Here is a 14950-nt window from a genome sequence, read left to right on the forward strand (position 1 = left end):
TGATGGAGCATGATGTTATCCGAAAACCGCTTCGCACTTTTCGGCATCATGCTCTTAGCCTTCCCGTTCCGCCTCGATCGCCGCCAGGATGCGCGGCGGCGACATCGGGATGTGGGTCATGCGCACGCCGGCGGCGTTCGACACCGCGTTGGCGATCGCCGCCAGCGGCGGCACGATCGAGGTTTCACCGACGCCACGCACGCCATAGGGGTGGTTGGGGTTGGGGATTTCCAGGATCTGCGTGTCGATCATCGGCAGGTCGGAGCACACCGGGATGCGGTAGTCGAGGAAGCCGGCGTTCTGCAGCCGGCCGTCCTTGCCGTAAATATACTCCTCGTTGAGCGCCCAGCCGATGCCTTGCGCGGCCCCGCCCTGGTACTGGCCCTCGACATAGGTCGGGTGCACCGCCTTGCCGGCATCCTGCACCACCGTGTAGCGGATCACCTTGGTCGAACCCGTCTCGGGATCGACTTCGACGTCGCATATATGGGTGGCGAAGGAGACCCCGGCGCCGTCGGCGACGAGCTCGCTATGGCCGGCGATCGGCCCACCCGTGGTGCCCGATTTGGCGGCGATCTCCTTCAGCGACAGCTTGCCGAGATTGCCGTGCTTCTCGCCCTTGGCGACCGCGTGGCCCTGCTCCCAGATCACGTCGTCGACCGAGATGTCCCACATCTGCGCGGCGCGCTCGCGCAGAATCTTGATCGCGTTGCGGGCGGCCGAGATCGTCGCCATCGAGGACGAGAAGGTGCCGCGGCTGCCGTCGGTCATGTCGTTGTAACCGAGGGAAGAGGTGTCGGCGACCACCGCCTTGAGCTGGGAATAGTCGATGCCGAGCTCCTCCGCCGCGACCAGCGACAGCGACGCGCGGGAACCGCCGACGTCGACAGTACCCACGGCGAGCGACACCGAGCCGTCCATGCCGATGTTCAAGTCCACGCAGGTCTGGCCGCCGAAATTGAACCAGAAGCCGCAGGCCATGCCCCTGCCCTGGTTCTCCTTCAGCGGCGCCTTCATGTGCGCATGGCTCTTCACCGCTTCCAGCGTCGGGCCGATGCCGATCGGGCCGTAGACCGGGCCGTAGGAGGAGCGCGTGCCTTCCTGCGCGGCGTTTCTGATGCGGAACTCGACCGGATCCATGCCGAGCTCCTTGGCGAGTTCATCGACGGCACTTTCCACCGCGAAGGCCGCCATCGGCGCCGAGGGGGCGCGATAGGCGGCGGTCTTCGGCCGGTTGACCAGCACTTCGTAGCCCACCGTCTTGACGTTATCGAGACGATAGCAGGCGAACGCCGTCATGGCGCCGATCTCGGCCCAGGAGCCGGCATAGGGGCCGGCGCTGTAGCGCAGCGTCGCTTCGGCCGCCGTGATGGTGCCGTCCTTGCGCGCGCCGATCTTGACGTCGATCGAGGTGGCGCTGGTCGGGCCCGAGGCGCGGAAGACCTCGTCGCGGGTCATCACCAGCTTCACCGGGCGCCCGGCCTTGCGCGACAGAGCGAGCGCCACCGGCTCGGCCCAGACATGGGTCTTGCCGCCGAAACCGCCGCCGATCTCGGAAGAGGTGACGCGCAGCTTCGAGGCTTCCATGCCGAGCAACTGCGCGCAGTGCTGGCGGTAGACGAAATGGCCTTGCGTGCAGACCCAGAGATCAGCGGTGCCGTCGGAGCTGACATTGGCCACGCAGGCGTGCGGCTCGATATAGCCCTGGTGCGTCTGCTCGGTCTTGAACGAGCGCTCGACGATGAAATCGGCTGCCCCAAAACCCTGATGGACGTCGCCATGGCCGAATTGCGAGCGCTTGGTGACGTTGGACGGCTTGACCGGCTTTTCCTCAAGCCCTTCGGTGAAGATCGTGTCGTTGATCAGCGGCGCGTGGTGCGCCATCGCCTCGTCGACGTCGGTGACATGCGGCAGCACCTCGTAGTCGACCTCGATCAGCTTCAGCGCCTGCCTTGCCGTGCGGGCATCGATCGCCGCCACCGCGGCCACCGCATGGCCGTCATAGAGCGCCTTGGTGCGCGCCATGCAATTGTCGAGGATGTCGTACATGGCGGCATCGCCATCGGTGAGGTCGGGCAGGTCGGCGGCGGTGATCACCGCCTTGACGCCCGCAAGCGCTTCCGCATTCGAAGTGTCGATCTTGCGGATCTTGGCATGGGCGTGCGGGCTGCGCAGCACGCGGCCGACCAGCTGGCCGGCCATGTTGAAGTCGGCGCCGTAGCGGGCGCGGCCGGTCACCTTGTCGACACCGTCGGGACGGATCGGGCGCGTGCCGACGGATGCGAATTTACGTCCCGAAAAACGCGGATCGAAATTCATCTCAGGCTCCCTTCATAACGATGGCCGCGTCCTGAACGGCGCGCACGATCTTGTCGTAGCCGGTGCAGCGGCAGAGATTGCCGGCCAGCCCGAAGCGGATTTCCTCCTCGGTCGGGTCGGGGTTCTTGGCCAAGAGATCCTTGGCCGCGATCAAGAAGCCGGGCGTGCAGATGCCGCATTGCAGCGCCGCATGCTCCAGGAACTTCTGCTGCAGCGGGTGCAGCCTATCGCCATGCGCCATGCCCTCGACGGTCTCGATGCGGCGGCCCTCGGCTTCAGCGCCCAGCACCAGGCACGAACAGACCAGTCGGTCGTCGACGATGACGCTGCAGGCGCCGCAGTCGCCCGTGCCGCACCCTTCCTTGGCGCCGGTCAGCCCGAGCCGGTCACGCAGCACGTCGAGCAGCGTCTCGTCGGGCTGGCAGAGATATTCGACATTGTCGCCGTTGATCGTGGTTGAAACCGCTACGCCAGCCATCATTTGCCTCCTGCACGTGCATAGGCGGTCATTGCGGCCCGCCTGGCCAGCACGCCCGCAACCTTGCGCCTGAATTCGATTGTGCCTCTCTTGTCGTCGATCGGGCGGCAGGCCCCGGCGCAGACCTTGGCCAGCCGCTCCAGCGCTGCCTCGTCGAGCTTGCGGCCGATCAGGGCCTCGGCCCCTTCCTCAACCAGCAACACGGTCGGCGCCGCGGCGCCGATCGCCACCCGTGCCGCCGTCACGACGCCTGCCTCGTCCAGCGTCAGGTTCACGCCGGCGCTGACCACGGCGATGTCCATCTCGGTGCGCGGAATGAACCTGAGATACGCATCGGCCGAACGCGGTGCGGGCTTGCCGAGCAGGATCGCCTCGATGATCTCGCCCTTGGCGAGCGAGGTCCGGCCCGGCGCGGTCGGCACCGTCTCGACGGCAATGGTGCGCTTGCCCGACGGGCCGACGACCACGGCCTTGGCGCCTGCCGCCACCAGCGCCGGAACGCTGTCGGCCGCCGGCGAGGCGTTGCACAGATTGCCGACAATGGTGCAGCGTCCCTGCACCTGCTTCGAACCGATCAGCTTGGCAGCTTCGACCACGCCGGGCCAAGCCTTCTTCAAGCCGGCGTTCTCGCCGAGCACGGCGCAAGGCACGGCGGCGCCGATGCTGAAGCCGTCGGCGGTTTCCCTGATGTCGCGCAAGCCGGCGATCGACTTGATGTCGATGATCAGTTCGGGTTCGACAAAGCCGCCCTTCATCCTCACCAGGAGGTCACTGCCACCGGCAAGGATGGCGGCGGGGCCGGCCGATCCGGCCAATTGGCCGACGGCGTCTTCGATTGAAAGCGGACGTATGTAGCGCATCGTCTCCCCTTGGTATCGCGATTTCAGCGACCGTTATAAACAATCGTCTCATAATGACCATCCGTTTCCCGAGCCGAGGCGATTGGGCCAGGTGCGGCAAAATGCGGTCCACTTTACCTGGAACATGGCCGGGAGGCGTCAGTCAGTGGGGGCTTGACCGAGCGATGCCGTGCGTCGATCCTTGCCGGCCAAGGGAGGAGTTTCGATGCGACGTCTGTTGGCTGTGTTTTGCGCCGTGATGCTGGCCGCTCCTGCCGGCGCCGCGACGCTCTATTACGGCGCCCGGGTTGGAATGGAGCTTGCCATCGTCAAAAAGTCGGGCATCGGCTCCACCCACGCAAGCATCCTGGCCAGACACGACAGGCGGAAGGCCCGCCTCTACTGCCGCGAATATGGCCATGATTTCACCGAGGAGTGCATTGATGAGGAAATGAAGGCGCCGCTGCATTTCGAAATCACCGCCAACTGCAAGACCGGCGAGTTCACCACCTTCTACGGCGCCGCCATGCTATTCCAGGGCCGCAACAAGGGCACCGATCTGACGACCGACTACCGGATCACCGCCGTCGACGAGAAGGTGGTGCTGGATGGCTCGGGCGCCTCGGGCTACGACTATACGCTGGATCAGTTCAAGGCGCTCTGCCCCAACCGCGTGAAATAGACCGGGCGCGAAGCCTGGCCCGCCGAAGCCCCGGACCTTGGACCGTGGCCGGCACGGCCGTTTATCGCTAGCACAGGACCGCAGTGGAGGCGAAAGACCATGACCCTGACCAATCGCGACATTGTCGAACTGACCGAGTGGCGGCGCAAGCTGCACCGGCAGCCGGAAATCTCGAACGAAGAGGAGAAGACGGCGAAAGAGGTCGTCTCCTTCCTCGCCGACACCGGGCCGGACAAGGTGCTGACCGGCCTCGGCGGCCACGGCGTCGCGGCCATCTACGACAGTGGCAAAAACGGACCAACCGTCCTGTTTCGGTCCGAACTCGATGCGCTGCCGATCGAGGAACTGTCCGGCGTGCCGCATGCTTCGCAAGTTCCTGATAAGTCGCATATGTGCGGCCATGACGGACACACCGCTATCCTGGCCGCCCTTGGCCGCCAGTTCGGGCGCGAACGGCCCGCCAGCGGCCGCGTCGTGCTTATGTTCCAGCCGGCCGAGGAAACCGGCAATGGCGCCGCCGGCGTCGTCGCCGATCCGCGCTTTGGCGAGATCGCGCCGGATTTCGCCTTCTCGCTGCACAATCTGCCCGGCGTGCCGTTCGGCGAAGTCAGGCTCAAGTCCGGCGTGGTCAATTGCGCCTCCCGCGGCATGCGCATCGTGCTGGAAGGCAAGACCGCGCATTCCTCCATGCCCGAGACCGGAACCTCGCCCATGCTGGCTATCTCCGAGTTGATGCCTGCACTGCCCGCGCTCGGCCGCGCGACTTTCGCCGATGATGATTTCTCCATGGTCACCGTCACCCATGCGCGGATGGGCGAAGCCGTGTTCGGCATCGCGCCCGCCCACGCCGAGGTCTGGGCGACGCTGCGCACCCGCCGCGACGAGCGCATGGCGGACCTCTGCGCCGCCGCCGAAACCCTGGTCAAGGAGATCGCCGGCCGCCACGGCCTCTCCGCCAGCTGCGATTATCACGAAATCTTCGTCGCCAGCGTCAACGCGCCGGATGCGGTGGAGCACCTGCGGCGCGCCCTCGATGAAGAGAGCGTCGCGCATGGCGAGGAAGCCTTGCCGATGCGCGCCTCGGAGGATTTCGGCGTGTTCGGCCACAGCGCCAAGTCGGCGATGTTCTTCCTGGGCGCGGGCGAGCGGCACCCTGCCCTGCACAATCCCGATTATGACTTTCCCGACGACCTGATCCCGATCGGCTCGAAGATCTTCATGAGGACGGCGCGCAACCTCCTCGGCTGATCTCAGCGGCACCGGCCAGCTCTGCCGCGAAGCGCCGTCCCCAATCAACTGGCCAACTGGACTCCTCGAACTGGATATTTCCAACGGGCCGGATTGTGTGGCATCTGTCAGGGCAACGCGAGGAGTTCGAAAATGTACACGCCGCCCGCCTTCCGCGATGACGACAAGGACAGCCTCTTGGCGACGATCCGCGCCGCCCGGCTGGCCAATCTCGTCACCGCCACGGCGGACGGACCGCTCGCCACCCCCCTGCCGCTTTTTCTCGACGAGACCGAGGGCGAGCACGGCGTCATCCATGGCCATCTGGCCAAGGCCAACCCGCAGTGGCGCGTTCCCGCGATCGGCGATGGGCTGGCCATCTTCATGGGCCCGGACGCCTATGTGACGCCGGCCTGGTACGCCAGCAAGCAGGAAACCGGCAAGGTCGTGCCGACCTGGAACTACGCCGCTGTCCACGCCTACGGTCCGGTCGAGTTCTTCGAGGATGCGGACAGGCTGCTGGAGGTCGTCACCCGGCTGACCAACCTGCACGAAGGCGCCCGCGCCGCGCCCTGGGCCGTGTCGGACGCGCCAGCGGACTTCATCCAGTCGCAGCTTCGCGGCATTGTCGGCCTGCGCATGCCGGTCGTCAGGCTCGAAGGCAAGCGCAAGATGAGCCAGAACCGCAACGCCTCCGACCGCGCCGGCGTGGCCTCCGGGCTGGCCGCGAGCGAGCGTCCGTCCGACCGCGAGGTCTCCGTCCTCATCCCGTGAAGGCACGACGCCTCACCTTGCCAGAACCAGGTCCGCGTCGTCGAGAACGTAGCGGACATAACGGTAGTCGCGAATGAAGCTGATCCGGCCGTCGCGCCATTCCAGCCACATGAAATGGCTGGGTTTCGCGTCGGCCGGGTCTTCGAACACCGCGATCACCTCGCGGCCCTCGACCCATGCCGGCCTGAGCCACAAGCCGTCGCTCTTGGCGTAGATCGTGAAGAACATGCCGACGTCGGCGGCCCCCGCGCGCGGCTTGTGCGTGGACTGATGGAGCCTCACATCGTCGGCCAGCAGCGCGCGCAAGCCGTCCCAGTCGCGTCGGTTGAACAGATTGACGTAGCGCACGATGGCCGCCGAAGCGACGCGCGCATCGGGGAGCGGATTGGCCTCGGCGTTGATCCGCCGAAGCCGGGCGCGGCCGCGCGCCAGATGCGCCTTCACCGCATCGACCGTGATGCCGAGCAGGGCGGCGATGTCGGCCAGCGGCTCGTCAAGCACATCCCTAAGGATGACCACGCTGCGTTGCGTCACCGGAAGCCCGGCGAAGCGCGACACGGCGGTTTGCACGGCTTGCCTGCGCATCAGCACCTCCACTGGATCGGCTTCGTCGGCTATCTCGAGCGCCGTCTCGATGGGCTCCGCGGCGCGGATCGCGCGGCTGCGCAACAGGTCAAGCGCGCGGTTGTGGGCGATCCGGAACAGCCAGGGCCTGAGCTTCGGCACCTCACACAACTCCTCCAGGGCAACGACGGCGCGCGCGAACGTGTCCTGCACGACATCCTCGCCGTCGATGACCGAGCCCATCAGGCGCGAACAGTAGCGGTGCAGCTCCGGCCGCAAGGCGGTGGCAAGGGCAAGCAGCCCTTCCTGCCGGTCGCGCTCCACCGCTGGCTTTCCGTCGCTCAAGGACCCGCGCCCTCCATGATCGTCACCCCCGCGTCGCCGCTGAGGCCAAAGATGACGCCCTCGGCATATTGCGGCTCTTCCAGCAGCGAGACCACCCTGTCGCCGAACGCCCGGGGCGGCATCGGCGCGCCGAAGCGGGTGACGAATTGTTGCGGCGTGATGCCCATCGAGCCGGCATAAGCGCCGGCGGCCGCATCGCCGATCCCGGTGTCGAGGATCATCTGCCGCGGCACGATCGCCTGGAACCGGATGCCGAGGCCTTTCTCCTGCGCCACGCCATTGGCGTATTTGGCCATGAACCAGAGCATCCGCTTGGCGCCGCCATAACCGCCCGACATCTGCGACCCGGTGACGGCCGCACCGCTCGACCCGACCAGCACCCGGCTGCCCGGCCCGAGCGGCAGGTTCAGCGCCGCCTGCAGCCAGTAGAGCCCGGCCTTCACGTCGGTTTCCCAGGCGATGGAGAAATCCTCCCACTTCAACTGGTCCAGCCGCCCCATCCGGGGCGTGGCGCCGGCGTTGAGCACCAGTATGTCAGGGCGGACCTCGCCAAGAATGCGATAGGCGGCGTCCTCGTCCGTGACATCGGCTGCGATGGTGGCGACCCCAAGCCGGGCACCGACCGCCTGCAGCGCCTCGGCGCCACGTGCGACCACGGTCACGCTGGCACCCTGCTCGACCAGCGTTTCGACCAATCCGAGGCCAAGCCCACGGCTGCCGCCCGTGACCACGATTTTCTTATCCCTGAGGCTCATTTGACCCTGCTCCAGTGTTTCACTGTAGCTAAGACGTTTGAGGGTTGGGAAAAGAGTCAGCGGTTTGCGAGATTTGATGATGTCGTCAGCCAGAAACCAGGTCGACAGTCCGCGCCGCTTCTCGCTATGGATCTTGACGAAAATTCGTGCGCCGGTTTGGACATTGGGGCGCGACATGTGCTCCATGGGCAGGTGACGAAGCGGCGGGGAAGAAGTGAAGCGCGTTTTTCGACTGTTTGCCACGGCGCTCATGGCATCCGCACTGAGCGGCTGCACCAGCGTTTCCTACTACGCGCAATCGCTGGAGGGTCATGTCCGGATCATGGCCGCGCGCCAAGACGTCGGAAAACTGATCCAGGCCCCTTCGACATCCAAGGCATTGCGCGCCAAGTTGACATCGGCAAGCGCCATAAGGCGGTTCGCCACGGATGAGCTGGCACTGCCCGAAAACAACAGCTACCGCAGCTATGTCGACATCCACCGGGACGCCGTGACCTGGGCCGTTTTTGCCGCCCCGCAATTCTCGCTCACGCCCAAGACATGGTGCTTTCCGGTTTTCGGCTGCGTTCCGTACCGGGGTTACTTCGATCGGAAATCCGCGGCCGAAAGCGCCGTCGAACTTCATCGACAGGGGCTCGACGTCTATGTCACCGGCATCACCGCCTATTCCACGCTGGGCTGGTCCAGTGACCCGCTGCTCAGCACCATGCTGCGTCAGGACGACACCTATCTCGCAAGCCTTGTCTTTCATGAACTGGCGCATCAGCGCCTCTATGTGAACGGCGATTCCGCATTCAATGAGGCTTTCGCGGTCGCTGTCGAAACCACCGGCACGAGAAAATGGCTCCGCGCCGCCGGCGACCGCGCCGGATTGCGCCGCTACGAGACCGATCGCAAGCGCAGCGCCGATTTTCTCGCATTGGTGTCGAGAACCCGCGACGAGCTGCGGCAGGTCTATGAAAGCTCCCGCACCACCGATGAGATGGCAGCGGCCAAGGCAGCCACGCTCGACAGGCTGCGGACGCGCTACCGGCAAATGCGCGACATAAGCTGGGCCGGATACCGGGGATACGACGCCTGGTTCAATGCGCCGATCAACAACGCAAAGCTCGCCGCGACGTCTGTTTACGGCGAACAGGTTCCGGCGTTTATTCGCTTGTTCGATTTATGCTCCGGCGACTATCCAAGGTTCTACGCATCAGTTCGACGGATCGCCGATCTGCACGAACCGGCCCGTGCCGAAGCGCTCAAGGCCGCGACCACCTGCGATTGACTTGAACGGCACGGGTTGCTGCGATGTCGGATTAGGCCCGCGAGCTGACGGCCAGCTTCTAAGCTGAAGTCACCGGGCAAGCCAACGATCCGGCGTCCGCGTCGAGCACGAAACGCCCGCAACGCTCGCCGTCGGACCCATCGATGAAGCTCTCGACATGTGTGAAGCCGAGCTTCGCCAGGATCCGCAACGACGCGACATTGCGCACCGCCGCTTCGGCCGTCACCTGATCGAGCGCCAGGGCCTCGAAGGCGTAGCGAACCACTTCGCGTGCCGCTTCGGACCCCAGCCCCTGCCCCCAATGCGTACGCCCCAGCACAAATCCTAACGCGGCTGTCTTGGCCTCGTTCGCGCCGAAGGACAGGGTTATCGTCCCGATCGCGTCCGACACGCCTGCCTGGTCTATCGACCATTTGATCGCCCGGCCGTCGACCAACCGCTGAGGCGCAAGGGCGAGCCATCGCGCGCCCGCGCTCAAGTCGTCGGCAACGGGATCGCCGGCAAGGAAGGCGGATTCGACATCGCTCGCCCGCGCGAACCAGGCCGGGATATCCCGCTCGCCCGGCGCCCGAAGCACGAGCCTTGGTGTGGTGAGCCTGGGAACTGTTTTCATCGAAGGCATTTTCGCCCTGGGGCAGCGCCAATGCAACGGCGCTGAGCCGCGGCGGCTGACCGCCAGGACAGAATTCGACCCCAGGGTACGCCCAACCGTCTTCAGCCTCAGCGCCGGGCGCTTCGATCGGCACTTCAATCACTCCGGGCCACCGGCTGCCGCCGATCTGCGAGTGGCGTGAGATTTGGTGATGCCGCCAGCCCACCACAGGGCGGACCATGGCAACGCGTCGGCGATTCGCGATGAACGGCCGTTGTGGGGCCGTGTATGGACGGCGGCTTTACGGAAGCTGAAGCGGTCGAGCATGCCCAGATAGTTACAATTTAGAGCTTTGCAGCAGCTTTGGTTTCGGCGCTAAAACGGGAAAGGGTCTCGGCCTATTGAGCCCGCAGGCCTGAGGCCAAGAGTGCCTGGAACAGAATAGAGCCTGCCCAGACCAAACCTTGGTTTGGTCGAACGCAAGCCCGGAGCGCAAATGCGGACGAGGGACCGCTGCTCATCCTGCATAAGGATGAGGGCGAACACCCCCAGGTTTCGTTCGTGGCAGAGTTTGAGGCATGAGGCGTAGTCAAGTGTCGATTCGTCCACGCAGGCAGGGCCGCCGGTCCCGCCCTGCAAATATAGACACGACCCAAGATCCGTCTCTTGATGCCAGCGATAAAGCTGCCGCGCCCCGGGCGTAAAGCCGGTCGTTCTCTCTTGCTGCGCCTGTCGGGAGAGCAGAGCAAGATTTGCCTCACATTGGGCAAGCTCGCCAATCGCCCTTGTGGCAGCCGCCGACCACGATGCGCCTGCCGCAAACCCCATCGCCGGACACCGGCCGGAACTGTCGCTGGAGATTGCCGCAACGACTGGCACCGCCAAATCCAACGTAAGTCGCAGAAGCCGCAATTGGCGACCTCGGTGCCGAAGCCAATCCTCGTAAGACGATACGGTGTCGCTTGCCATCGACTTCGGATCTATTCGAGGCAGGACAAGTCGATTGTACCACCAGATAGAGGTCGCATCTCGCTCTATCAGCTCGAGAAGGGCGCTCATCGCAGCGACCTCAGGGTTGATGCCCAGCGCAAGTCCGTTCGAGTCGGCAGCCGGCAAAGATGATTGCCCGCCACCGGCATATCCGAGGAAACACAGGCCCGCGGGCACCCAGGCTTGCTCGGTACCGAGCTTGTCGTCACTCAGGATCCAGTCTTCAGGCGCAGATCTGTCCCAGCGGGCCGGTACCATGTTGCGGGACTGTCGACTCCCGGCTTCTCGCTGGTCATATTGCTCTTCGCTGAAAAGCAGCACGTCGGGCGGCTCGACGATCCGCCCCGCGAACGCATTGGCATACGACCGGAGAATTCGCCCCTCGGGAATGATCTGGGCGAAGTAGGTCTCGTCCGCCTCATAAAGGCAGCCCTGCAGCGCCTGCTCGACCGTCGTGCCCCAACCAGACACGAAGTAAGTGCTCTCATCGCCATCCTTGGCAGCGCGAACGCGGCCGGCCGCCACAGTGAGAGGACAGCCGAGCAACGGGTCCGAGATCACCACCGGGCCATAAAGAAGACTTAACCCCACGCAGACCTCGAATGTGCGGATCTTTCGCATTGCGAGCACTTCAGAACGGACTTTGCTAGGTCGTACGTCGGAAGCTCTCGTGTGGCAGTTTACACGCTGCCGTGCGCGATCGCATCATGCAAATGTGCTAAAGTACGTTGGAACGTCCGACCCGAGGTATGGATTGACCGTAAACAAGGGCCCCCTGAAGCGGCGCCTGGCTGCGATCGTGGTCGCCGACGTGGTCGGCTATTCGCAACAAATGGCGGAAGACGAGGAAGGCACCTTTACCCGCGTCCGGGCGCTAATGCACGACGAGGTCCCAGGCTACGTTCATCTGCATGACGGCCGCGTTGTAAAGACCACCGGCGACGGTGTCGTAGCGGAGTTCCCCAGCGCGGTCGAAGCGGTCCGGTGTAGCGTGGCTATCCAGGCCTATCTCGCAAGCCCCGAGCGATCGTCGCCCGGTCTGTTGCTTCGAATTGGCATTAATTTCGGCGATATTATCGTCGACGGCGACGGAGACGTGTTCGGCGACGGTGTGAACGTGGCTGCACGCCTCGAACAGGTCGCAGCCCCCGGAGGCATTTGCCTTTCGGCAAAAGTGCATGAGGAGGTCCGCGCAGGATTGCAATTGCCCTTCGAATTTTGCGGTGAGTTTCAGCTTAAGAACATTCCCCGACCCGTAGCCGTCTACTCGCTTATTCGCAGACCCGACCGCCCCGCTCCGCGGATGGGCGCCGAGACTTCGGGCTCGAACACGCCATCGATCCTGGTCCGCCCATTCGTCAGCACCGGCGGCGTGGAACCCTATTTCAGCGAAGGGTTCACAGAAGATGTCATCACCGAGCTAACGCGGTTCACGCAGCTCTCCGTCGCATCGTACCATACCTCGTTGCGGCTCAAGGATGTGGAGCTGCCGAAACTGGTCTCGGATATCGGGCTCGATTTCGAGCTTTCGGGGCGAATCCGGAGGATGGGGAAGCGTATCCGCCTTTCTTGCGAACTGGTTGACGCCACGTCCGGTGGTGACGTTTGGGCCGAGCATTATGACAGCGACGATCAGGACATATTCGATTTGCAGGACGAACTGGTCCGCAAGATCGTGGGCACGGTCATCGGGCGCCTCAAGGCAGCGGGGGCTGAGAAGGCGCGGCGCAAGCCGCCGGCCAACCTGGCGGCCTATGAGTGCGTGCTGCGCGGCAATGCCCTGCCGCTAGGCGACCTCGCGTCCGAAGCGGAAGCCAGGCAATGGTATCAGCGCGCCATCGATCTCGATCCGACCTATGGGCGCGCCTACGCCAAACTGGCTCACTACAAGCAGCTGGAATGGTTTCGCGACATGGGACCTTCCGATGCCCTGCTCGACGAGGCGCATGCAATCGCTAAGAAGGCGGTGGCGCTCTCCGCCAACGATCCGGTTTGCCTCAACATTCTCGGCTGGGTGCTGCTGCACCTGCGAGATTTCGACGTCGCCGCGCAACTCTACGCCCGGGCCCTCTACCTCAATCCGAACGATCCAGAGCAGGTTTCCTATCTCGGCACCCTCTACACATTTGGCGGCGAGCCGGATCGCGCCATGCAATGGTTCGAGCGGGCGCAGGTGCTCGATCCCCTCTACGAACCATCCTGGTATTGGCCGTTTCGCGGTATCGCCCATTTCATTGCCGGCCGGCCCGAGCCGGCATTGGTCGCTTTGAGCCGTTCGTCGACGATGCCGGCATGGGTTAGCGCCTATATGGCCGCTTCGAGCTCGGCGCTTGGCCGGAACAGCGACGCAAAGTTGTATTCGGCTCGCGTGGTGGCGGGTACGCCCAGCTTTTCTTGCAGTCGATTCGTGGCCAAGGAGCCCTATCGACTGGAGGAGGATCGGGCCACGGTGCTTAAAGGACTGCTCGCCGCAGGGCTGCCGAACTGAAATTGGAGTTTGCTATCGGCAGCCGAAAAGGACCGCGGACGCAAGCTCTTCATGATAGTGCCGACCCTGCGCGTTTTTGTGGTACGCCCCAGGTAATCCAGCAGGTCCTCTCGCGTGACGACGCCTTCCGGCAGGGCTGGCAGGACTACAGTCAGCTCTCGTTGGCGCGTCGCACACAACTTTCACGTTCGCGTCGACGATTTGTTCCAATTCGTTGCCAACATCAAATTCAGATCTTTTAGTTTCGACACTACGCCATTCTTTAAATCTTTGCCTTCGTAGGCGATATCGGCACCGACAAGATCAACAACAAGGTTTCCAGCACCCGGCGGCGGATCGCGGGTCACTGGCCCGGATTGGCGCGAGATCAACTCCACGAGGAGACCGACCTACCGGTCACGACCGATGTCCGCTCGATCGTTGACGCGGTGTTGAAGGACCACCTTGGACTTTCAAGCCGAGCATTGGCGATGGTCGCTCAAAATGCGTCGGGCCTTCAACCAATTAAAGGCTTGTTTCGGACTTGATGCACCCTTGGCAGAACGCGTAGCGGCGCCGACGTCCGCTTGTGAGCCGTGCCCGATTAACGGCAATCAACCTGCATCCCGAAACAAACCAATTGACGCTGGCAGTTCAGCAGCGCTCGCAAATACCTTCGCAACAGTCCGGTCGGGAAGGCGAAGATGCTCAATTAATACGGCCTTGATTATTGCTCGCAGATCGGTCGTAACGGCAAGATCGGTTCCGCCGCGTAGTTGGCTGGGTGCCAGCCCAGGCCACTGGTTGCCGACTCGGCCTCCGGCAACGGCACCGCCCATTAGGAACGTGACGCTGGCCGTCCCGTGATCGGTTCCGCCGTCTGCGTTGAATGCCACTGCACGGCCGAACTCAGTCACGACCAAGACAACTGTTCTGTTCCAGGCCGTTCCAGACGCTTCGGCGAACGAAACGAGCCCGTCTGCCAGGGCCTTCAATGCTCGCGCCAGACGCTCGCCCTGGCTGATGTGCGTATCGAACCCAGGCAATTCGAGCGTTGCGATCCGAGGACCGCCATCCGTTGCCAGCGCCTGTGCCGCACGGGTTGCGGCGCGAGTGAAACTGGCCGCTTGGCAAAAGCTTCGCTGCGCGAGCGGATCTTCCACACATTTCGATCCGCCCACCTGCGCTTGCTCAGGGGAAAGCAGGGCCAAGTCCAGCAGCGGATTGCCCCACGCCAAATCCGATATGAGATCGATGGATCGGTCGGCCGGGCCGTTCCGCCATGGTTCAGTCTCTAAGGCGAGCGAGGCCAGTCTGGGCCAGCCGGTGAGGCCATCAAAGTCGCTCCCGAACAAAGCAAATTCCGAGGCTGCATGAGATCTCTCCACTCCCGCAATGGCCGTCCCTGGGACGATCAGCAGCTCGCCGGCATTAAAGTAGGGCAGAAGCGGCGCCAGTGCTGGATGGAGCGCAAAAAATCCGTCCAGCTTGATTGTTTTGGTCGCCGACTCCTCATTCACAAGCGCCTGAGCTTCGCGCACCGCTAGCAATTTAGGATCCCCAAACGGAGGGATCGCCGCAACGCAATCGAGTCCGCCCCGGAGAAACACCAGCAGGAGTTTTGGCTCGTATGCCGCCGGTCTAG

14 protein-coding genes are annotated in these 14950 nt (G+C 64.0%); 5 read left to right on the forward strand and 9 right to left on the reverse strand.

Annotation, left to right across the window (positions count from 1 at the left end; translation table 11 throughout):
• Positions 1–54 precede the first annotated feature (54 nt).
• The 3 genes from AC3CB8_RS25810 to AC3CB8_RS25820 are packed head-to-tail and all read right to left on the reverse strand — an operon-like array spanning position 55 to position 3657.
• Positions 55–2319, reverse strand: a complete 2265-nt coding sequence (locus AC3CB8_RS25810) for a xanthine dehydrogenase family protein molybdopterin-binding subunit (protein WP_352563525.1) — start codon at positions 2317–2319, stop codon at positions 55–57.
• Position 2320: 1 nt separating this feature from the next.
• Complete coding sequence (locus tag AC3CB8_RS25815) at positions 2321–2797, reverse strand: (2Fe-2S)-binding protein (protein WP_015316741.1); 477 nt, start codon at positions 2795–2797, stop codon at positions 2321–2323.
• Positions 2797–3657, reverse strand: a complete 861-nt coding sequence (locus tag AC3CB8_RS25820) for an FAD binding domain-containing protein (RefSeq protein WP_015316740.1) — start codon at positions 3655–3657, stop codon at positions 2797–2799. Before AC3CB8_RS25820 ends, AC3CB8_RS25815 begins: the two co-directional genes overlap by 1 nt.
• Before the next feature lie 205 nt (positions 3658–3862).
• Here AC3CB8_RS25820 and AC3CB8_RS25825 point away from each other — a divergent pair, with 205 nt between their 5' ends.
• The 3 genes from AC3CB8_RS25825 to AC3CB8_RS25835 all read left to right on the forward strand — a co-directional run bounded on the left by AC3CB8_RS25825 (position 3863) and on the right by AC3CB8_RS25835 (position 6319).
• The gene (locus AC3CB8_RS25825) at positions 3863–4318 is read left to right on the forward strand and encodes a hypothetical protein (protein WP_352563524.1); all 456 of its coding nucleotides are present in this window, start codon (positions 3863–3865) and stop codon (positions 4316–4318) included.
• Between the two features lie 99 nt (positions 4319–4417).
• Positions 4418–5566 carry an amidohydrolase gene (locus AC3CB8_RS25830; protein ID WP_352563523.1) on the forward strand — a complete coding sequence of 383 codons (1149 nt, stop codon included), beginning with the start codon at positions 4418–4420 and terminating at the stop codon, positions 5564–5566.
• A gap of 132 nt (positions 5567–5698) precedes the next feature.
• The gene (locus AC3CB8_RS25835) at positions 5699–6319 is read left to right on the forward strand and encodes an FMN-binding negative transcriptional regulator (protein WP_352563522.1); all 621 of its coding nucleotides are present in this window, start codon (positions 5699–5701) and stop codon (positions 6317–6319) included.
• Positions 6320–6331: 12 nt separating this feature from the next.
• On the opposite strand, the gene AC3CB8_RS25840 is transcribed toward AC3CB8_RS25835, so the two are convergent.
• On the reverse strand, positions 6332–7228 hold the full coding sequence (locus AC3CB8_RS25840) for a sigma-70 family RNA polymerase sigma factor (RefSeq protein WP_023794433.1): 897 nt from the start codon (positions 7226–7228) through the stop codon (positions 6332–6334).
• Positions 7225–7983 (reverse strand): SDR family NAD(P)-dependent oxidoreductase, encoded by a 759-nt coding sequence (locus AC3CB8_RS25845; protein ID WP_031248169.1) that lies wholly within the window; start codon positions 7981–7983, stop codon positions 7225–7227. The genes AC3CB8_RS25840 and AC3CB8_RS25845 overlap by 4 nt, the downstream gene beginning before the upstream one ends.
• A 250-nt stretch (positions 7984–8233) precedes the next feature.
• Here AC3CB8_RS25845 and AC3CB8_RS25850 point away from each other — a divergent pair, with 250 nt between their 5' ends.
• Positions 8234–9256 (forward strand): aminopeptidase, encoded by a 1023-nt coding sequence (locus AC3CB8_RS25850; RefSeq protein ID WP_435053020.1) that lies wholly within the window; start codon positions 8234–8236, stop codon positions 9254–9256.
• 58 nt (positions 9257–9314) lie between these two features.
• Here the strand turns inward: AC3CB8_RS25850 and AC3CB8_RS25855 are convergent, their stop codons facing one another.
• Together AC3CB8_RS25855 and AC3CB8_RS25860 are read right to left on the reverse strand one after the other, a co-directional pair.
• The gene (locus AC3CB8_RS25855; RefSeq protein WP_352563520.1) at positions 9315–9869 is read right to left on the reverse strand and encodes a GNAT family N-acetyltransferase; all 555 of its coding nucleotides are present in this window, start codon (positions 9867–9869) and stop codon (positions 9315–9317) included.
• Between the two features lie 354 nt (positions 9870–10223).
• Positions 10224–11459, reverse strand: a complete 1236-nt coding sequence (locus AC3CB8_RS25860) for a YcaO-like family protein (RefSeq protein ID WP_023773590.1) — start codon at positions 11457–11459, stop codon at positions 10224–10226.
• A gap of 133 nt (positions 11460–11592) precedes the next feature.
• On the opposite strand from AC3CB8_RS25860, the gene AC3CB8_RS25865 reads away from it, so the two are divergent.
• Positions 11593–13326 carry an adenylate/guanylate cyclase domain-containing protein gene (locus tag AC3CB8_RS25865; RefSeq protein ID WP_352563519.1) on the forward strand — a complete coding sequence of 578 codons (1734 nt, stop codon included), beginning with the start codon at positions 11593–11595 and terminating at the stop codon, positions 13324–13326.
• Between the two features lie 182 nt (positions 13327–13508).
• Here AC3CB8_RS25865 and AC3CB8_RS25870 read toward each other — a convergent pair whose 3' ends face one another.
• Complete coding sequence (locus tag AC3CB8_RS25870; protein WP_156939416.1) at positions 13509–13703, reverse strand: hypothetical protein; 195 nt, start codon at positions 13701–13703, stop codon at positions 13509–13511.
• A 216-nt stretch (positions 13704–13919) separates the two neighbouring features.
• Entirely contained in the window at positions 13920–14846 is a 927-nt protein-coding gene (locus tag AC3CB8_RS25875) for a DUF1501 domain-containing protein (RefSeq protein ID WP_245273832.1), read from the reverse strand.
• Positions 14847–14950 lie beyond the last annotated feature (104 nt).

The organism is Mesorhizobium sp. P160927 (assembly GCF_057766385.1).